We start from the raw sequence: 21,110 nt of genomic DNA on the forward strand, positions 1-21,110 counted from the left end.
TAAAACTTTTGAGCCTTATATGAAAGAATTTTTCAAATTTGTTTTTGCCTCGATGATCGGCGTATTACTCTCGTTTTTTGCGCTCTTTATACTGTTTGTAGTATTTATTTCGGTCATTATCGCATCTGCTGGTAGTGATGGAAAGGTTGATGTATCTGCAAACAGCGTCTTGCATATGAGTCTTGATTATCCAATTTCAGAACGCGCTGACAAAAATCCATTCGGAGAGTTTGATTTCATGGGATTCGAGAGTAAAAAAACGCTCGGGCTAAAAGAAATTCTAAGTGGAATAGAATCTGCTAAGACCGATGATAATATCGAGGGTATTTATATTGATGCATCCTCTATAGCAGCAGGTTTTGCAACGATTGAGGAGATACGGAATGCGTTAATTGACTTTAAGAAAAGTGGAAAATTTGTTCTGGCCTATAGTGAAGTTTACACCCAGGGTGCCTATTATCTGGCCACTGCCGCTGATAAAATATATCTTAATCCAGAAGGGATGCTGGATTTCAGGGGATTGAGTTCTGAAAGTATGTTTTTTAAGGGCGCATTGGATAAACTGGGAATTGAGGCCCAGATAATAAAGGTCGGGACTTATAAAAGTGCTGTCGAGCCTTTCATACTTGAGAAAATGAGTGAACCAAACCGTCTGCAGGTCACTTCATTTTTAGGATCAATGTATGATCATTTTTTGTCGAAGATCTCCGAAAGCCGAAAAATCCAGAAGGCAACTCTCTTTACTATTGCAGATAGTGCTAAAGTAAGAGATCCTAAAGATGCGGTTTTGTTCAAAATGGTTGATGGTTTACGTTACAAAGACCAGGTTTTGGAAGATTTAAAGTCACGTACAGGAATTGACAAAAAGAAGGACGTTAAATCAGTCAGCATTGAAGATTATGCAGCAAATGAAAGCAAAGATGAGCCGGCCTCATCCAATAGAATAGCTGTAATATATGCCAATGGCGAGATTATAAGCGGCGAAGGAAACGACACCAATATTGGCTCAGAACGAATTTCGCGGGCCATTCGCAAAGCGCGCACCGATGATAAAGTTAAGGCTGTTGTACTTCGGGTTAACTCTCCCGGGGGTAGTGCTCTGGCTTCAGACGTAATGTGGAGAGAGATAGCGCTTACTAAAAAAGTTAAACCAGTAATTGTTTCCATGGGGGATGTTGCTGCTTCAGGTGGGTACTACATAGCATGTGCTGCAGACTCAATATTTGCACAGCCTAACACGATAACAGGTTCCATCGGAGTATTCGGCATTATTCCAAATATGCAAAATTTCTTTAATGAAAAGCTTGGAATTACCTTTGATGGAGTCAAAACAGGACGTTATGCAGATCTGGGCAATGTAAGCCGCCCGCTTACTGAAGGTGAAAGATTGATCATTCAGCAAGAGGTTGATAAAATCTATAATACCTTTACTAAAAAGGTTGCTGACGGAAGGAAAAAATCCCAGGCGTACATAGACAGTATAGGTCAGGGCCGCGTATGGAGCGGAACGGAAGCATTAAACAACGGACTAGTAGACAGACTTGGAAATATCGACGATGCGATTGCATCAGCTGCCAAAAAAGCAAAATTGAAAGACTACCGGATTATTAGTTATCCAACGCCAGTAGACCCTCTGAAATCTCTCTTTAATAATTCAGCAGATAAAGTGCGCGTCTACTTTGCAAAAAAAGAACTTGGAGATAATTTTACATATTACGAACAAGTGAAATCGGCGCTAAGCGTTTCCGGGGTTCAGGCAAGAATGCCGTATAATATCACTGTTAGGTAGGAAAGTAGATTGTATCTTGGGCAGATGATAGCCAATGGAAAATAAAACTATAGCGAGAACCCTGCGCCTATTAAGTCAGCTGATGGAGCTGCATAATGAAAATCCATTTAAAGTTAAGACGATTGCCAACGCCGCTTTCAAAGTTGACAAGCTCCCCTATTCTATTTCGAATAAAATTCTTGCAGAAATTGAGCAAATTGACGGACTTGGCAAAAGTACTGCGGCCAAAATTTGGGCTCTGATAGAAACCAACTCGATACCGGAACTAAGTGACCTTCTGGCTCAAACGCCTCCAGGCATAGTGGAAATGATGCGCATTAAAGGTCTGGGACCGAAAAAAATTACCGTGATTTGGAAAGATCTCGAAATAGAAAATGTTGGCGAACTATATTACGCTTGCAATGAGAACCGGCTGGTAGAGGCTAAAGGATTTGGGCTTAAAACTCAGGAAGAAATAAAGAAGGTTATTGAATTTAATATGGCCAGTAATGGCCGTTTCTTATATGCAAGAATTGATAATTTTGCAGAAAACCTGCTGCAAAATCTTAAAAATCACCTCAGTACCCAGGAGATTTTTCTTACTGGCCAATATCGCAGAAGATGTGAAGTAATTGATTTACTTGATATCTTGATTGTTCATACAATTAGCAGTGAAACTTCGGCAATTCTCGCAAACGCTGGTTTAATAGTCAGCGTACAAAATGAAAATATTATTGAATGTGAAACAGAATTCGGAATCAATGTAAAATTGGTTTTTTGCAGTTCCGAAACGTTAGGCTGGCAAATGATTCTGCAAACCGGAAGCCGTGAACATGCAGATGAACTAGCATTAAAATTAGTGAACGCTGGTATTAGTGGAAAAAGTGAACAAGAGATTTATCAACTGGCGGGAATTCCTTTTATTGAGCCAGAATTACGTGAAGGGATAAATGAATTCGAACTGGCCGCTGCTTACAAATTACCTTCCCTAATATTATATTCTGATCTGAAAGGAACATTACATAACCATAGCACCTGGAGTGATGGTATACACACTCTCGAAGAAATGGCTGTTTTTTGCAAAGATGAGTTAAAGTTAAGTTATCTTGGTATTTGTGATCATTCAAAGTCGGCGTTCTATGCTAATGGATTAAATGAAATTCGTGTTGCAGCTCAGCATCGCGAAATCGAGGAGTTGAATATCAGGCACGCGCCATTTCACATTTTCAAGGGCATTGAATCGGACATATTATACGACGGGTCATTAGATTATTCAAACGAAGTTCTGGCAACTTTTGACTTTGTAGTTGCCTCGGTGCATTCCATTCTTAAAATGAGTGAAGAAAAAGCAACTGATAGATTAATAAAAGCTATTGAAAATCCCTTCACCACTATTTTAGGACATCCCACCGGCAGATTACTCCTTAGCCGAAGCGGATATCCAATAGATCACCGGAAAGTTATCGATGCCTGTGCAGCAAATAATGTAGTTATTGAAATTAATGCAAATCCATTAAGACTTGACCTCGATTGGAGATGGCAGCACTACGCTGTTCAAAAAGGGGTTCTTTTGTCTATTAATCCCGATGCCCACCGTAAGGAAGGATTTTATGATATGCATTATGGTACCTTAATTGCAAGGAAGGGCGGTATATCTAAGGACAATTGCCTGAATACATTAGATCTGGAACAAGTAAAAGAACTATTTAGAAGAAGAAAACTAAATTGAAAAAAGATAAACTTAAAATTCTGATTATTCGATTCAGCTCAATCGGAGACATTGTTTTAACTACACCCGTTATACGGTGTATTCGGGAGCAGGTGAATGATGTAGAGATACATTATATCACTAAAAAAGTGTTTGAACCAGTGCTGGCTGGAAATCCTTATATTGATAAACTTCATTTTTTAAAGGATTCCTTATCAGCAACTATTTCTGATTTACAACTGGAGAATTTTGACCATATCATAGACCTTCATCACAATTTGCGCACGCTGGTTATTAAAAGAAAGCTGGGAAAACCGAGTTCATCATTTAATAAATTGAATTTGCAGAAATTTCTGTTAGTTAATTTCAGAATAAATTGTCTTCCAAAAGAGCATATTGTCGAAAGATATTTAAAAACAGCAGAATTTTTGGGTGTAAAAAATGACGGAGCTGGTCTGGATTATTTTCTAGTTGGCAAACACCATCTCAAATTACTGCTGCCCCCATCACATCAACAGTTCATTGCGCTTATTATAGGTGCCCAGCACGCCACGAAACGCCTTCCTGTTATGCGATTGATTGAATTATGCCGGTTGATACGGCGGCCCGTGGTCCTGCTTGGTGGACCGGACGATGTGGAACGCGGGGAAGCTATAGCCAACGCATCAGGTGAACATATTTTTAACGGATGTGGGAAATTCAAACTTGATCAGTCCGCCTTTTTAGTTAAAATGGCAAGATCAGTAATATCACATGACACTGGCTTAATGCACATTGCAGCTGCCTTTAAAAAACGAATCCTATCAATTTGGGGTAGTACTGTTCCTGAATTTGGAATGTATCCTTACCTGACAGGACAATCTCATATATATCAAGTGGAAGGGCTTCCGTGCCGGCCGTGTTCGAAAATTGGATTTGATAAATGTCCACGAGGACATTTTAAATGCATGAATAATATAAACCTTATAGCAATAAGTCAACAAGCCGATGTCTAAACAATTATTATTAGTGCGCCACGCCAAATCTGACTGGGATGATATTAAACTTTCTGATTTTGAACGCCCCCTTAATTCGCGGGGAGAAAAGAACGCGCCCGAAATGGCAAAGCGCCTTTTGAGGAGAGGCAAAATTCCTCAGCAAATCGTCAGCAGTCCGGCTATGCGCGCCCTAACAACAGCGCGGCTTTTTGCGAAAGAACTTGGTCTTAAGAAATCCGACATCATAAAAGAACCCCGGATTTACGAGGCTTTGACAACTACCTTGATAAACGTTATTAATAAGTTAGACAACAATTATTCATTTACCTCCCTATTTGGTCACAATCCCGGAATTACAGATCTGGTGGGCAACCTTTGCGATACAGATCTGTACAATATACCAACATGCGGCATGGTGTTGATACAATTTCCCTTCGACGACTGGAGTTTAGTGAGTACCGGAACGGGTGAAATAGTTTTCTACGATTATCCTAAAAATGAACAAGACTGATGTTGTTTTTTATCAAACAAGTTTGTAAACATTTCCCGGCAGTCCAATAACTATTCCTTTCATCTCCATGCCGAGAATAGTTAAAGCAAGTTTGCTTTGAGGCAATCCTGTTAAAATTGCGAGCTCGTCAACAATAATGCATCCCTTATCCAATAGAACCTCTGCGATTTTTTTCTCCTCATCTGAAAGGTTAATGGCCAAACTTAATTGTGTATTCACCCTGGGTTGATTTTGTAATTCGGTCCAACCTAAAATATACTCCAGATCGGCTAATTTGGTGATAAGATTGGCGCGGTTGGTTTTTATAAGGTGATTACAACCGGAGCTATATTCATCGTTAATCCTGCCGGGAAAGGCAAAAACATCTCTGTTATAAGAGTTAGCGAGATCTGCGGTAATCAAAGCTCCACCTTTAATATTTGCTTCTACGACTATTGTTACATCGGCCAGGCCAGCGATGATACGATTGCGCTTAGGAAAGTTTTCACGGTCGGGAACTGTTCCAGAGAGAAATTCGGTCAGCAATCCCCCGCTAGCTACCATTTTTTCAGCCAGGGGCCTATGCTGTGCTGGGTAAATCCTGTCCAGACCATGCGCCATAATTCCCACGGTAGACAATGAGTTTTTCAGAGCTTCCTTGTGTGCCAAAAAATCAATGCCGTATGCTAGTCCGCTCACGATTAATGCATTATGTGTTTTCAGGCCGGCCAATAAGCTCCGGCAGATTTCTCTACCGTATTCCGTTGAATTTCTGGTACCCACAACGCTTATCACCTTGCCAGCATTGAGGTCTGCATTCCCTTTAAAATATAACATCACTGGTGCGTCGAAACAATTTTTTAGTCTCTTGGGATATGCGCTATCGGTAAGGAATAAAGCCTGAATATTATATTTATTAATAAATGCCAGCTCCTTTTCTGCGCGTTCAAATGCACGATGATTCCCTATTAACTCCAAAGTTTTGGGCCCTATTCCAGGTACTTTGCTGAGATGCTTTTTCTTTGCGATAAAAACATCCTCAGGACTTCCGCAATAACTAATGAGATTTCGTGCAAGGATGGATCCTACACCAGTGATACAGGACAGAGCAATTTTATGCAGTAAGGACATAAGATCAAAATCCGCATATTTTAACTACGATTCAAAAAAATGAGTATTACGTGCGTTCGGAAAAGGGAACGGTCAGAGATATGAGGTCAGAAGTCTGAAGTCAGAGTTCAGAATTAAGAAGCAAATTTTATGACTCATGAGGTGCAAAGGAAATTTGAGGTACGGGAAATCACCCATGGAAGTTCCTTATCACTGCGGAATATAAACCACAAACTTGGTTTCGAAATAATCTTCCTTAAAAAAATCATTGAGAGGAATTAGCTGGGCATTCAAGCCTGATTCAGCTATTTCTTCGGTGAGATCACCCCCCTTGAGATATAAAATCCCATTCTGTATCTCATTCATTGAGTTATTTGAAAATTTCCCTTTAATCCAGGGATAAAATTCAGATAAGCGTGTAACAGCACGTGAAACGACAAAATTGAACTTATCGTTAATTTGCTCGGCGCGGGCATGAGTTGCTACTACGTTGCTGAGATTGCTTGCGAGTGCTACTTCATTGACTACTTTGATCTTTTTTCCAATCGAATCCACAAGGTGAAAATGAGTTTCCGGGAACAAAATTGCCAGGGGAACACCAGGGAAACCTCCACCAGTTCCCACATCAAGGATTTTCTCGCCAGGAAGAAAACGTATTACTTTAGCTATTGCCAGGGAATGAAGGATATGATGAAGATAAAGCATGTCAATATCCTTCCGTGAGACCAAATTTATACGTGAATTCCAAAACCGGTAAAGTTCATCCAGTTCAGCAAACTGATCCTTCTGTTTCCGGCTTAGATCCGGGAAGTAATGCGAAATGAGCTCAGAAGTCACTTCGTAAACTGGTCTTTTTTCGGTTCATAACGTTCGCCATTAAATCGCGGGCCCGAAAAAGTTGGGCTTTCACGGTTCCAAGGGGCAAATCCAACTGCTGAGAAATTTCTTCATACGATTGCTCTTCAAAATAGCGTAAAATGATCAAGGTACGATACCGGGACGGTAGCTGATCCACTATATTCTTGAGCTTTTCATTCTCCTGCTTTTTAATGGACGTTTCTTCGGGATTTAAATTTTCCGACCTTACTTCGAATTGTCTTTCCTCACCATCATGGTCAGTCAGGCTATTGAGTGAAATCACATTCAACCTTTTCTTACGAATGAAGTCTATACAGTTATTAGTAGCTATCCTGAACAACCAGGTACTAAAAGCAAAATCGGGCTTATACTTTTCGAGGTTTTCGAACGCTTTACCGAAGGTTTCGACGGTCAGATCCATGGCGTCATCTTTATTGTTAACCATCTTAAGAGCCATAAAATATATTGAATCCTTGTAGCGCTGCATCAGTTCCGCATAAGCTTTCTGATCGCCATCCTTCGCTCTCGCGACTACATAAAAGTCATTTTTCGCATTGGGCGAAAAGTTAGGATTTATTTCCATTCCAGTCTTTTCTTAAACACAGCGACGAAGCTTAAAAACATCAGATAAAAGTAATAAATGAAATCCAGAATAGGCATCCACCATATCAGATCCGCGCAATTTAATTTGCGGAAGCAAGGTACGTAAACAAACAACTGCACAGCTACACGAATCAGATATATCGACAAAATTAGCCACCATTGCGCCTGAATCGCTATGAGCGCGAAAAGTAAAAGATAAAACAATACGCCTGATCCTGCCTGCAAACCGAGAATTTTCTTATGATCCGGCTGATAAGCTTTCCCAGCTCCCTGGTGTCTTAATTTTTGGCTGAAATAAGCCCCAAAAGTATGTTTGGGTTCCGACCAAACATGAGCTTCAGGATGTATTTCAACAGATGTATTCAATGCTGTAGAGTTTTGGTTGACAAACAGGTCATCGTCGCCGGACATAATATGCATGTGCGATGCAAAGCCCTTTCCCTTGAAGAACAGCGCCTTTTTATATGCTAAATTCCTGCCTACACCCATATAAGGGATACCTGCCAGCGCGAAAGATATATAGTTTAATGCAGTGAAGAAGGTTTCGAACCGGATTATCCTGTTTAATAATCCGCCCGTGCGTTCATAGGGTGAATAACCCAGAACAATTTCTGTATTGTCTTTGAAATTACTCTGCATTCTTGATAGCCACTCGTTAGAAGAGGGTCGGCAATCTGCGTCAGAGAATATCATATTTTCGTTCTTGCTCGCTTTAATGCCCAGCGTAACTGCGAATTTTTTGCCGTGTTTAAATCTCGGGTGATCACTAATTGTAACGACTTTTAGATTTTGGTGTTCTGCAGAGAGGTCCCTTAAATACCAATCAGTGCCATCATTTGAGCAATCGTTAACCACCACAACTTCGAAATCAGAGTGAAACTGGTTAAGAAAATATCCCAGGTTCTTTTTAAGATTCTCTATCTCATTCCGGGCACAAATTATTATAGAAACCGGGCTATCAACAACAATTTTTGGCTGATCTATTTTATAAGAACCCAGTTTTCGATGTATTACTAATGTAAAGTAAAGTTGTATTAAAAAGCAGATCTGGAAGGCAATTAAAACAATAATAAACAAATAGTCCACGTGATGAAAGGTCTTTTATAACGGGTAAATTTCTAATTTTTTGACCAACAATCGGCATTGTTCAGAAAATAAAGTGAAAAGGTCGCGGCTTTGCGCCTTGGCTTATCAGCGGATTGGGGCAGACTTATTAGTTTATAACTTTCACCTTTTATATTTGCTATTTTTGCGGCTACAAAAATACTGAATGAAATTTAAGCTAGAGGCTACAGATAGTCTTTCCAAGGCCCGTGCCGGCGAAATCACAACCGATCATGGGATTATTCAAACGCCCATTTTTATGCCGGTTGGTACGGCAGGCACGGTGAAAGCTGTACATCAGCGTGAACTCGATCATGACGTAAAGGCCCAGATAATTTTAGGAAATACCTATCATTTATATTTAAGACCCGGCTTACATACAGTAGAAGCTGCAGGTGGTCTGCACAATTTTATCGGATGGAAAAAGCCTATTTTGACTGATAGTGGGGGCTACCAGGTTTATTCTTTATCAGGTGTCCGGAAAATCAAAGAGGAGGGAGTCACGTTTCGATCTCATATTGACGGGTCTAAACATTTATTTACGCCTGAATCTGTAATGGATACACAGCGTATTATTGGTGCCGATATTATTATGGCCTTTGATGAATGTACTCCTTACCCCTGTGAATATGGATATGCCAGACGATCGATAGAAATGACTCACCGGTGGTTAAAACGATGCTGTACGCACTTCGATAATACAGAACCAAAATATGGCCATTCTCAAACTCTTTTCCCCATCGTTCAGGGCTCGGTTTACAAAGATCTTCGAAGGCAATCGGCAGAAATGATAGCGTCGTGTGAAAGAGAAGGCAATGCTATCGGAGGCCTTTCAGTTGGTGAACCTGCCGAAGATATGTATGAAATGACAGAAATCGTCTGTGAGATCCTTCCAGCACACAAGCCACGCTATCTAATGGGTGTAGGAACGCCGGTAAACATCCTTGAGAATATTGCATTAGGAATTGATATGTTTGATTGTGTAATGCCGAGCCGTAATGCTCGCAATGGAATGCTTTTTACAAAAAATGGGATTATCAACATAAAAAACGAAAGGTGGAAGAATGATTTTTCAGCTATTGAAGAGGACAGCGATCTTTTTGCAGACAGAAACTATAGTAAGGCTTACCTCAGACATCTGGCCCACTCAAATGAAATTTTAGGCTCACAAATCGCTACTTTACATAACCTGCACTTCTATATTTGGCTGGTTTCTGAAGCACGGGCTAAAATAATAGATGGGACATTTAGTGAATGGAAGAACAAAATGGTAAAACAGGTCGCTCAACGCTTGTAAAATGATCAAGATCATCGATTGGTACATCATTAAAAAGTACCTCGGTACATTCATTTTCACTCTGGGTATTTTTACAGTAATCTTTGTGATCTTTGATGTTTCAGAAAAATTAGACGATTTCTTGAAACATGAAGCCCCCATTAAGGACATCATCTTTAAGTACTATGCAGGCTTTATTCCCTATTATCTTAATTTCCTTTCCCCTTTAATAAACTTTATTGCTGTCATTTTTTTCACTGCTAAAATGGCCGACCAAACTGAAATTGTCCCAATTTTAAGCGGAGGTGTAAGTTTCCGAAGATTTTTGTGGCCTTATTTCATTGCCTCCACAGTTATATTTCTGGTCACGCTTATTTTTAATCTCTTTATTATCCCGGAAACGAATGGTTTAAAAATTGATTTTGAGAATGTGTATGTGAATCCCAAATCTGATAATTCAAAAATGTATACTCATATGCAGATCGATAAGAATACATATGTGTACATCGAGAATTTTGATAACAATCACAAGGTCGGCTATAAGTTTGTACTTGAAAAATTTGATGGATACGAACTTAAACAAAAGCTTGTTGCAGACAAGATAACCTGGGATTCGGTGAAAGTGCGGTGGGCTATCGAAAACTATTCTGTGCGTACCATTAACGGCTTGAAAGAAAGTATGAGTTCAGGGCTTCGCAAAGATACTATTCTCGATATGCGTCCGAAAGACTTTCAGATCTACGATAATATTTATCAGGCAATGAACATGAGGGAACTGAACGAACGAATTGAAAAAGAGCAAACAAGGGGTACTGGGGTAATGGTTGATCTTCAGCTCGAAAAGTATAAACGTTTCGTATATCCTCTATCTGCATATGTGCTTACCTTAATGGGAGTATCTCTTTCTTCACGGAAAGTGAGGGGCGGTATTGGCCTTCCACTAGGAATCGGAATTTTTTTAAGTTTTGCCTACATTCTATTTATTCAATTCTCGAATATGTTTGCATTGAAAGGCGGTCTCCCGCCTCTTATAGCTGTATTTATTCCAAATATAATTTTTGGTATACTTGGCATTTACCTGTTAGCCAAGGCTCCAAAATAATTTCCGATTCCATTCATTATAGTCTAACAAAATGAAGTCTATAACGAATCTGTTAAATTCATACATCATGTTATCAAAAACTACAGAGGTAAACAAAAATCTTATAATACTGCATCTAACTGTTTTCGTCTGGGGCTTCACAGGGATACTTGGCGCGTTAATTTCCATACCCGCAACGCAACTGGTATGGTACCGGGTTCTAATTGCATTCGTAACGCTTTTTGCATATTTCAAAATTTCAAAAATCCCCTTAAAGGTTTCCAGAATAGTTTTCCTGAAACTATTTTTCACCGGTGCAATCGTGGGCCTGCACTGGATACTATTTTTTCAATCAATAAAATCATCTACGGTCTCTGTGACCCTCGTATGCCTTTCCTCGCTAACCTTATTTACCGCAATTTTAGAACCGATCTTCAAACAGCAAAAGATATCAGTATTCGATATTATCACCGGTTCCATAATCATTATTGGAATTTATATGATTTTCACATTTGAATCAAGATATACTGAAGGAATTATTTACGGTCTGATTAGCGCTTTATGTGCCAGCATTTTTTCTATTATAAATTCTAAACAAATACAAAGCCGCCCTGCGCCAATTATAAGCTTCTATGAGCTCATTGGGGCTTGGGTATGGGTTTCACTTTACTTACTAATTACAGATGGCTACACAGCATCTATGAAGCTCAACTTCAGCGATCTGATGTATTTATTAGTGCTTGGAACGGTTTGTACATCACTGGCGTACGTCGCGGGCGTTTCAGTAATGAAAGAATTATCCGCATTCCGAGTGGCATTAATTACTAATCTTGAGCCGGTTTACGGTATTATCCTAGCCTTTATTTTCTTCGGGAAACGGGAGCAAATGACACCCGGATTCTATGCGGGTGCTCTTATAATTTTGAGCACCATATTCATATATCCGGTGATAAAAAATCGAAAACGGAAGATCATTTGATCGACGTTTGTTAAAAATAAAAAACTTAATAATACACTAACTACAACTCCAGACTTTTTCAATCGGGAAAATTTCCTGGAAATTCAGAGCTGCGACTTTTAGTCTTAATCGTCAGTCTGGAACTTATTCTTTCGGGTCATTCAAATTTAAAATAATCATTCTTTTGATTGGCTAAATATTGACTGTAATTTCTCAAATTGACAGTATCGAAATTGCAAACCTAATGAGGATAAAAATCAAAAATGATTTATTATTCATTATTGTAAACTGCGAAATTGTATATAAACTAAAGCTCTTTACAAACCTTTGACGTGGCCCATTATTCGACCGAATAAAATCGCGCTATGCTGAACCCGAAAGCGATGCAAAACATTTCAGAAAGAAAAGTCAGGAGTTTAAAATTATTCCTTCCGGGATTTCGTATTTTCACTAAAATTGAAACAAATTATATCTCATTTAAATTTCTAGCTTGATTTCAACAATGGTCTCTTAAAAGGGTGCTATTTTAAATTTATAAAGATAAATTCCAACATATAGGGTATCATATTATTATTTGCAAGGTATTTATAACCAATTATTTAATTGAAATTATATGAAGTATAAATACATTGAAAAACTAAACGAAAGAATCGCAATAACTAATTATTTTAGCACAAGCTTGTTATGAGTATAATATCATCATTTAAAACATTAAATATCAAGATACTTATATTAATTATATCTACTTTATATTCATATGAGGCCAACGCACAGTTTTACGGTAGTGAACAGAACCCTCCAGGCATTAAATGGATGCAAATTAACACACCAAACTTTCAAATCCTCTACCCTGCCATTCTGGAGAAAGAAGCATTAAGGATGTCAAATACGTTGGAACATTTGATCAGGTCAGTGAGTGAAAGTATGGGTAAACAGCCTCGAAAAATTACCATCATTTTACAGAATCAAGCAGTGATTTCTAACGGATTTGTGCAGCTCGCTCCCCGCAGGTCTGAGTTCTTTACAACACCTCCTCAAAACTTCGACATGCAGGATTGGCTGAACAGTCTTGCTGTTCATGAGCTGCGACACGTTGCTCAATTTGACAAACTGACGGGAAATCTGAAAGCGCCTTTGTTCGAAGAACTAGCTCTGGCAATATTTGGCATTACACTTCCACCCTGGTTCTTCGAAGGGGATGCTGTTGGAATTGAAACTGCACTGAGTCATGCAGGTCGCGGGAGGCTTCCAGACTGGGAGATTATCTTCAGAACAAATACACTAAGTGGTAAGGACTACTCCTACTCGAAAAACTATTTCGGATCATTTAAAGACCTCACCCCAGGATATTACCAGCTCGGATATTTCATGACTAGCAAATTAAAGCGTGACTATGGTAAAGGAATAATGGACAGCCTAATGACGAGCATGTCACGCAAGCCATTCCGGCCCTATAACCTGAGCAGGTCTATGAAGAAATTTACAGGGCTCAACAGCCGACTACTACACGACTCCACCACTGCCGAATTACAACGTTTATGGAAAGACCAGGAAAGCGCTTCAATAACGCAACAATACCCAGCGATTAACAAGCGATTAAAGGCCGTCCCGGCCGATTATCTGTTACCGGCGAGAATGAATACCGGTGAGATTTTGGTACTCAGAAAAGGCCTCGACAGAACTCCTGAACTTATAAAATTGGACAGTACCGGAAAAGAGCACCTGGTTATGAAAATAGGGTTTCAAACTGAAAGCAACTTTAATTACTCAAATGGTAGAGTTGTTTGGGATGAATTCAGGTATGATAAGCGTTATCAAAAACGTTCGTATAATGTCATTAACATTTTCGACCTCACGAATACCACCTATAAACAATTAACTCATAAAAGCAGGCTGTTCGCTCCTGTGCTGTCCCCTGACGGCAAAAACATTGCAGCTGTACGGATTGATCTTGCTAACAGAGCAGAAATTGTCGAAATCGATCCGGAAAGCGGCAGCGAGTTAAGAGTTTTCCCAAACCACGACAATTATATCCTGCAAACTCCTTCTTATAGTAACGACGGCACACGGATAATTTGCGTCGCTGTCAGTAAAGCCGGGGCAGCACTTATAGAAATCAACAGGTTGGATAGCTCGCATAAAGTGATACTTGATTTTCAGTGGCAGCAATTATCAAGACCCGTCTATGCCGGAGAGACGATTCTATTCAGGGCCCATTTTAATGGCATAAACAACATTTACTCCATCCGGCCTGGAACTGGCGCCTTGCAATTGACTTCGGCATCTTATGGCGCGTCAAATCCATCGTATGACAAGGTTAACAATGCCATCTTGTTCAACATTTTCCAGACCAAGGGCGATGATATAGCTTCCATACCGCTGAATAATAATCCTGGCTTGTCTGTGTCAGAAATCAAGAATTTATTTATTGATTATGCAAAACCACTCGTCTTACAGGAATCTGATTCCACTGTTCTGGATAATGTACCGCGGGAGAACTATCCTATAAAACCTTATACTGAATTCCGCAACCTGTTCTACTTTCATAGCCTTGCTGCCATTGTTGAAGATAATGAGTTTAACAGCGACATGAACATCGGATTAAAAGTAAAGTCAAACAATCAGCTTAACACTCTCAGTTTCTACACCGGCTATCAATTTAATTCTGGGCTGAGAAAAAGCGAATATCTTGCAGGTTTCACTTATAAACGCTTTTATCCCCTGCTGGATGTAAGGTATATCAACCGTGCAAGGCTCGCCAACGTATCACAAACACAGGGGGGAACCACCACCTTTATTCCCGTTAACTGGCGGGAGGATTTTCTGGAAATGGAAATCAGAATCCCTTTCGTGGCCAACCGCCTGAACAAAACATATTCCATGGGAGTCAGCGGACTTACCAGTTACACCTCGCGGTATCAGATAAGCAACCGGCCTGCACGTTTTACAGATAAAATCCGTTTCCCCTTACAATATCAGCTTTACTTCAGCCACAATACGCAGCGCAGCCTCAGAGACCTCGCACCCAGGTGGGGACAGAATGTAAGCCTGTCTTATCAGTCCTTACCCTTCGACAATAACCTCAGCGGCGATATTCTGCGGCTTCAAACCTCTTTTTTCGTTCCTGGTCTTCTAACAAACCATTCGCTGCAGGCCAGCTTCAATTATCAGAATGCCGGCGGTATTTATCGGTTTAATGTGGATATCCCAAGGGTAAGCGGCTATGCAAGTTTAAAATCCCGCCCAGTTAGAAACACACTCCTTCTGGACTATCGCTTGCCTTTACTTTATCCTGATGCGGAGATATCAACTCTTGCATATATCAAAAGGATAAGAGGCGGACTGTTTGCTGATTTTCAAAATATCGGGAAAGGGAATCAATTTACGCCCGCGACTTATGGACTGGAACTAAACGCAGACATGAACCTGCTGCGCTTCTATTTACCCGACTTTGCACTTAGCGGAAAACTGATATTTCTGAATGAAAGAAGGTTTAGGTCGCCGGTTTTTGAGTTAGGGTTTAATTATAATTTGTGATATTAAAGTACTTTGCTTCAGGATAAGCATATTGAACTAAAGAGGCTGACAGCTCCCCCCACCCACCGGCACAGATATTCGCCGGGGATCATCATTTACACTCATTGCATTTCCCATTATTAAACCCGATCTTAGAAATTCCAAACCATTAAAAATGAACTTCAAAACTATATTCATCATTATAATTTCTGTTTTGGTAACCGTTATATTAATGAATAACACCGACGAAATAGATTTTTGGATTTTTGGAGATGCCCGGATTCCGAAATTAACTATCCTGGGCTCAATGTTCGGTTTGGGTTTGATCGTCGGATTTTTAGCGGGGAGGCCGGCAAAGAAAATTGTTTCAAACACTCATGAAATTAGCAGCGTCCCAGTAAATAATCGAATTGATACTGATGAACATACCCTAAGTGAAGAGGACCGCGATTACATCAGATAATCGAAATAGCTAATTGTCAGGAAATAATCTCTTATGCTATTTTAACCCCCTCTTGTATAGTATTGTATACATTTGAAAGGTTAAATGCTAAAAAAAATAGCCACTTTTGCAGCATAAATCTTCATTAAAAGGATATACTACATACTGGCGGCACAAACGCTGGATTGGTGCATAAATTGTATACGGATTGATATCGAAACTATCAATTATGAAAAGAGCGTATACACGATTAAAAAGATCATCAGATTTCAAAATGAAATTGTTCTGCATGTTTACTTTTCTGATATTATTATCAGTTTTTAGTAACTCCTGTAATCCGGCAAGTTTCTGATCCGATCGAATACCTGATTAGTTTTTAAACAGGACACTTCCTGCACTTAAAAATTAAAATCGGCATCAATCTGCATTATGCTGAACTGGATAAATTTTAAATATACCCACCAAATTTTCTATTTTCAAACTACTAATTGGAATATTTCTCCAATTTCCATGTTTTTCTGCACCCGCACACCAGCTTGATTTCTGAGATTTAAGCTCATAAAATAAATCTCTGATTCTTTTTTTCTGCAACAGATTCGTAAATTTCCGCATCATTAACAATTTAAATATGTTTCGTATGAAAAAAATCTCTACACTTTTTTTACTTGTCTTATTATTCACAGCCTTTGCAGCAAATGCGCAGGTTCGGGATATAAGCGGTAAAGTCACCATAGCTGAAGACGGTTCAACCCTGCCAGGGGTGAGCGTACGGCTGAAAGGCACGAATACCGGAGCAACTACTGATGCCAACGGAATGTACCGTATCCAGGTTCCTGGAAGTGGTGCTGTGTTAGTATATACCTTTATTGGGTTTTCGGCAAAAGAAGTAACCGTTGGCGGGCAATCTGTAATTAATGTGGCTTTATCTGCAGATAGTAAAGCACTTGAAGAAGTGGTAGTAACTACACAGCTTGGCATCGCACGACAGTCAAAGTCGCTGGGATACGCTGCCCAGGGTGTAAACGCGGAAGAACTAAATGTCAATCGTCAATCAAACCTTTTGAATGCACTTCAGGGTAAAGTTGCAGGAGCGACGATATCAAGTGTAGGCGGCGGGCCAGGTCAGGGTGCAAACATCCGTATTCGTGGTATAAATTCCATTGATGCATCGAGTTCGAATGATCCTTTATATGTAATTGACGGTGTTCAGGTAGACAACTCTACGTCACTGGCCGGAGCAGGTTCAGGGAATAACGTTCGTTCAGTTGGTAACCGGATCTCCGACATTAATCCGGATGAAATAGAATCTATCAATATATTAAAAGGTGGAGCTGCAACTGCATTATACGGTCTTAGAGGTGCTAACGGAGTGGTTGTTATAACCACCAAGAAAGGTACCGGGACAGGTATCCGTACAAACTTCACCAGTACTTATGGCTTTGAGAATGTAAACAAAACACCAGACGTTCAAACTGAATACACAGCCGGTATTTTAGGTGTGTATACTCCGATCGGTCTAGGTCCGGCCTGGGGCCCAACTATTGCCGAGGCTAAAGTTATCGACCCTACACATCCTGACAAGTTATTTGAGAATTACAAAAATGCGTTTGATACGGGTTCGCAGATCAGGAATACACTTTCATTTACAGGAGGTTCAGAAAACATTAAATTCTTCTCGTCATTATCGCAATTTAATCATGATGGAATGCTTCCATTTACCGACTATCAAAACCTTGGAGCACGACTGAATACGGACATTACAATTAGTCCGAAAATTAAAGCGGGTGTTAATATGAGCTACACAAATTCAGGAGGTTACCGTTTCGATGCCGATCGGTATGGAGAGAGCTTAACATACTATTCTGGTCGGTGGGATGTTCGTGACTACATCACTCCTGAGGGGATTCAGCAATTCCGCGGCACTAACAACCCTATTTTCGGGGCTGCTACAAACAGACTAAAGGATAACGTGAACCGGTATATTGCCGGAACTAACTTCACTTACGCTCCAACTGAATGGTTAAACTTCAATTATAGATTAGGTGTTGATACCTATACTGATAATAGATTCAGAACTGCACCAGGTCCAAGAGGTATTCCTGGAGAACGTGTGTACGATAATGGTGACGGTTTCGTAGGTGAATATAATACAGGGTACAGGGCGATCAACTCTACTTTCCTTGCGAACGCCACAAAAAAACTTACATCTAACATTACCGGAACTCTTAGATTGGGATACGAACTTTATGACAGGAGTCAAAAAAATTCTGGAATTTTAGGAAGCCAGCTAAGTATCTTCAACGATTTCAGACTTGTAAATGCTAAAGTGTTTGATGTTTCTCAAAGCAAAACTGAATACCGGTCGAATGGTTTTTTTGGAGAAGCTAATTTTGACTACAAGGATTTCCTTTTCTTATCCGTTACAGGAAGACAAGATATCACATCAACACTTTCACCTGAAAACCGTTCATTCTTCTATCCTTCTGCTAGCTTAGCCTACGTGTTCTCCGACAACATCAAACTACCTGAGTTTATTGGTCAAAGCAAGCTGAGGTTATCTTATGCAAAAATTGGTAAAGATGCAGCGCCTTATTCAACTTCAACAGGATTTGGAAATTACGGAAGCTTACCAACCGGATTAACAGGATTGACAATTGCTTCCAATTTGGGAGACATGAACCTGAAGCCCGAGTTCACAGATACCTATGAAGCAGGGCTTGAGATGGCTTTTTTTAAAAACCGATTAAGTTTTGATGTTACATATTACTCCTCATTAAGTAAAGATCAAATTACCCGGGCGCAAATAACTTCTGCAACAGGATATGCAACCGCATCGATTAATGCCGGAAGTATCAGAAACCGGGGAATTGAGTTGGTACTAGGCGGGACTCCAATAAAGACAACAAACTTTACCTGGGACGCATCATTAAACTTCTCTGCAAACAAAAATAAAGTAATGAGTCTCAAAGAAGGTCTGACGGAGATTGTCTATGGTGCTGCAACAGGGGGATATATTAATTCTCCGGTAACATTTAAACTTGTTCCGGGACTTCCATATGGTAATATCTACGGATCTTATTACTTAAGATATTACGGTACTGATAAGGAAGATCCTCTTTACACAGATAAGAATCGTCCTTTATTAATCGGAGCCAATGGTTTCCCTATTTCCTCTCTAACCAGACAAAAACTATTAGGAAACTCACAACCTGATTGGATTAGTGGTCTAACTAATAATTTCAGCTACAAACGCCTAACTCTCTCAACGATTGTTGACGCACGCTGGGGTTTTGAGAAATTCAACAGGCTTGAAAACTTTAATTCAGCATTTGGAATCGCAGATTACACAAGAGACAGAAGAGATTTCAAGGTCTTTGAGGGCGTTTTAGCTGATGGCACTCCTAATACGAAGCGTGTTTGGTTAAATCAAGGACTAGGGCCGGATGGAGTAAATTACGGTGAGGGCTATTACAGGAATTATCACAGGTCCCTTTCTGAACCTTTTGTGGATGATGCATCCTGGGTTCGTTTACGTTCGGCGAGCCTGCAGTATTCACTTCCAAAGACCTGGTTACCTTCTAAAGCTGTCCGCAACGCGTCAATTTCTGTTACAGGAAACAACCTTTGGCTTTATACCAAATATTACGGACTTGATCCAGAATCTTTATCGGCAGATAGCGGAAGCAACGTCGATGGTTCTGCCGGTATGACTTACCCGGCCGCGAGAACTTTCTTATTTACCCTAAATGTTGGATTTTAATAAAAACGATAATGCGAAAAATATATAAATACACATTCATATTAGCTACAGTCTCAACTTTGGTATTTCAAAGTTGCGGCAAGGAATATTTTGACGAATTGAGCGCTAATCCCAATCAGGTCAATGTTCCTACCCTGCCGGCTTTGTTAACAACTGTCACAAGTAAAACAGGTTTACGTACTGCAGACGCAGGAAGTGTTATCAACCCATACGTTCAGTATACCGCGAACCCCGTTGCAGGGGCAGCAAGTGATATTTATGAGACTATAAATTTCACGGGCACCTGGGATGCATTGTATTTTGCTATGGCAGACATTAATGAAATGAAAAAGCTGGCTGCAGGCACTTCGAGCGAGTACCTCGGCGTTGCAAATTTGCTCTTAGCATATCATTTAATTATTGTGAACAATTTTTGGGGAGCTGCGCCATTTTCACAGGCATTTGACCCTTCTAATTTCACGCCGAAATATGATACAGATCAGGAGATTTATGCAACAACTGTTAAATTAGTAGATGAAGCGATTGCTGAACTATCTAAAACAAATGCTACGATAAAACTGGCTGCGACCAGCGATCTTATTCATGGAGGCGATCGTGCAAAATGGTTAAAAACTGCTTATGCTATAAAAGCACGGCTATTAATCAAGGTCAGTAAAACCCCTGCCTTTAATGCTACTGCAGTTTTAACAGCTTTGTCAAACTCTTATACATCAAATGCTGATGACGCAGGTATGGCTACCTTTACCTTACGGAATACCTGGGCTCAGGGAGCCAGAAACAATGCTTTGCTTACTTTGGGTGGCTGGTTATCGGAACAATTCATTGATCATCTAAATGGTAAGACCTATGGTATCTTCGATCCAAGGCTGCCTAAAATAACTGATCCTACAGTTGTGCCAAATAATCCCAACTATCCTAAGTGGATTGGTACTGTTAACGGCGCTGGTAATCGCTTGAATCCACCACACAATAACACGGTGAAAGATGAAAATTATATTGCTATTAGCTCTCCGTGGACGAGCGATACCGCTCCGATCCTATTGGTAACTTTCGCAGAACTTAAATTTATCGAAGCTGAAGCAGCGTTTGCAACGGATAAGCCACGAGCATATGCAGCTTATCTTGCGGGCATCACTGCTAACATGGACAAACTTCAGGTTCTTCCGGCTGAACGGAATGTTTATCTCGCAGATCCCCGGGTATCAGTAGGTGCAGCAAATTTAACCTTAGGTTTAATATTTAAGGAAAAATATATTGCAACATATCTTAATCCTGAAGCATGGAACGATGCCAGAAGATATAACTACGGCTACAAGGACTTTGGTATGCCTTTGAATGCGGTTTTACCTACATTCATCAGACGACTAGACTTCACCATTGGTGAAAGAAGCAAGAATGGTGTAAATGTGCCGGCAGATCCATCGCGTACGGCCAAACTATGGTGGGACTTATAAAATCA

At 40.1% G+C, this 21,110-nt stretch carries 15 protein-coding genes; 11 read left to right on the plus strand and 4 right to left on the minus strand.

Annotated elements, in window-relative coordinates; translation table 11 throughout:
- Positions 1-19: 19 nt before the first annotated feature.
- The 4 genes from sppA to ACLL8Z_RS15300 are packed head-to-tail and all read left to right on the plus strand — an operon-like array spanning position 20 to position 4,964.
- On the plus strand, positions 20-1,789 hold the full coding sequence (gene sppA, locus ACLL8Z_RS15285; RefSeq protein WP_411275662.1) for a signal peptide peptidase SppA: 1,770 nt from the start codon (positions 20-22) through the stop codon (positions 1,787-1,789).
- Positions 1,790-1,823: 34 nt separating this feature from the next.
- On the plus strand, positions 1,824-3,497 hold the full coding sequence (locus ACLL8Z_RS15290; RefSeq protein ID WP_411275663.1) for a helix-hairpin-helix domain-containing protein: 1,674 nt from the start codon (positions 1,824-1,826) through the stop codon (positions 3,495-3,497).
- Complete coding sequence (locus ACLL8Z_RS15295; protein ID WP_411275664.1) at positions 3,494-4,471, plus strand: glycosyltransferase family 9 protein; 978 nt, start codon at positions 3,494-3,496, stop codon at positions 4,469-4,471. The genes ACLL8Z_RS15290 and ACLL8Z_RS15295 overlap by 4 nt, the downstream gene beginning before the upstream one ends.
- Complete coding sequence (locus tag ACLL8Z_RS15300; RefSeq protein WP_411275665.1) at positions 4,464-4,964, plus strand: SixA phosphatase family protein; 501 nt, start codon at positions 4,464-4,466, stop codon at positions 4,962-4,964. Before ACLL8Z_RS15295 ends, ACLL8Z_RS15300 begins: the two co-directional genes overlap by 8 nt.
- Before the next feature lie 12 nt (positions 4,965-4,976).
- Here ACLL8Z_RS15300 and dprA read toward each other — a convergent pair whose 3' ends face one another.
- The 4 genes from dprA to ACLL8Z_RS15320 all read right to left on the minus strand — a co-directional run bounded on the left by dprA (position 4,977) and on the right by ACLL8Z_RS15320 (position 8,600).
- On the minus strand, positions 4,977-6,074 hold the full coding sequence (gene dprA / locus ACLL8Z_RS15305; RefSeq protein ID WP_411275666.1) for a DNA-processing protein DprA: 1,098 nt from the start codon (positions 6,072-6,074) through the stop codon (positions 4,977-4,979).
- Positions 6,075-6,263: 189 nt separating this feature from the next.
- On the minus strand, positions 6,264-6,890 hold the full coding sequence (gene rsmG, locus ACLL8Z_RS15310; protein WP_411275667.1) for a 16S rRNA (guanine(527)-N(7))-methyltransferase RsmG: 627 nt from the start codon (positions 6,888-6,890) through the stop codon (positions 6,264-6,266).
- On the minus strand, positions 6,880-7,494 hold the full coding sequence (locus ACLL8Z_RS15315) for an RNA polymerase sigma factor (protein ID WP_411275668.1): 615 nt from the start codon (positions 7,492-7,494) through the stop codon (positions 6,880-6,882). Before ACLL8Z_RS15315 ends, rsmG begins: the two co-directional genes overlap by 11 nt.
- Positions 7,485-8,600 carry a glycosyltransferase gene (locus ACLL8Z_RS15320; protein WP_411275669.1) on the minus strand — a complete coding sequence of 372 codons (1,116 nt, stop codon included), beginning with the start codon at positions 8,598-8,600 and terminating at the stop codon, positions 7,485-7,487. Before ACLL8Z_RS15320 ends, ACLL8Z_RS15315 begins: the two co-directional genes overlap by 10 nt.
- A 184-nt stretch (positions 8,601-8,784) precedes the next feature.
- Between ACLL8Z_RS15320 and tgt the strand changes: the two genes are divergently transcribed.
- The 7 genes from tgt to ACLL8Z_RS15355 all read left to right on the plus strand — a co-directional run bounded on the left by tgt (position 8,785) and on the right by ACLL8Z_RS15355 (position 21,105).
- A complete protein-coding gene (gene tgt, locus ACLL8Z_RS15325) occupies positions 8,785-9,915 on the plus strand; it encodes a tRNA guanosine(34) transglycosylase Tgt (RefSeq protein ID WP_411275670.1) in 1,131 nt (376 codons plus the stop codon).
- Position 9,916: 1 nt separating this feature from the next.
- Positions 9,917-10,996: an LptF/LptG family permease gene (locus ACLL8Z_RS15330; RefSeq protein WP_411275671.1), complete on the plus strand. Its 1,080-nt coding sequence runs from the start codon at positions 9,917-9,919 to the stop codon at positions 10,994-10,996.
- A 67-nt stretch (positions 10,997-11,063) separates the two neighbouring features.
- On the plus strand, positions 11,064-11,954 hold the full coding sequence (locus tag ACLL8Z_RS15335; RefSeq protein ID WP_411275672.1) for a DMT family transporter: 891 nt from the start codon (positions 11,064-11,066) through the stop codon (positions 11,952-11,954).
- Between the two features lie 663 nt (positions 11,955-12,617).
- Positions 12,618-15,470, plus strand: a complete 2,853-nt coding sequence (locus tag ACLL8Z_RS15340) for a TolB family protein (RefSeq protein ID WP_411275673.1) — start codon at positions 12,618-12,620, stop codon at positions 15,468-15,470.
- Between the two features lie 154 nt (positions 15,471-15,624).
- On the plus strand, positions 15,625-15,912 hold the full coding sequence (locus ACLL8Z_RS15345) for a hypothetical protein (RefSeq protein WP_411275674.1): 288 nt from the start codon (positions 15,625-15,627) through the stop codon (positions 15,910-15,912).
- Between the two features lie 616 nt (positions 15,913-16,528).
- Entirely contained in the window at positions 16,529-19,651 is a 3,123-nt protein-coding gene (locus tag ACLL8Z_RS15350) for a SusC/RagA family TonB-linked outer membrane protein (protein WP_411275675.1), read from the plus strand.
- 11 nt (positions 19,652-19,662) lie between these two features.
- Positions 19,663-21,105, plus strand: coding sequence for a SusD/RagB family nutrient-binding outer membrane lipoprotein (locus tag ACLL8Z_RS15355; RefSeq protein WP_411275676.1), 1,443 nt, complete (start codon positions 19,663-19,665; stop codon positions 21,103-21,105).
- The last annotated feature ends 5 nt before the right edge of the window (positions 21,106-21,110 follow it).

It is taken from the genome of Daejeonella sp., from assembly GCF_046590655.1.
GTDB lineage: Bacteria > Bacteroidota > Bacteroidia > Sphingobacteriales > Sphingobacteriaceae > Daejeonella.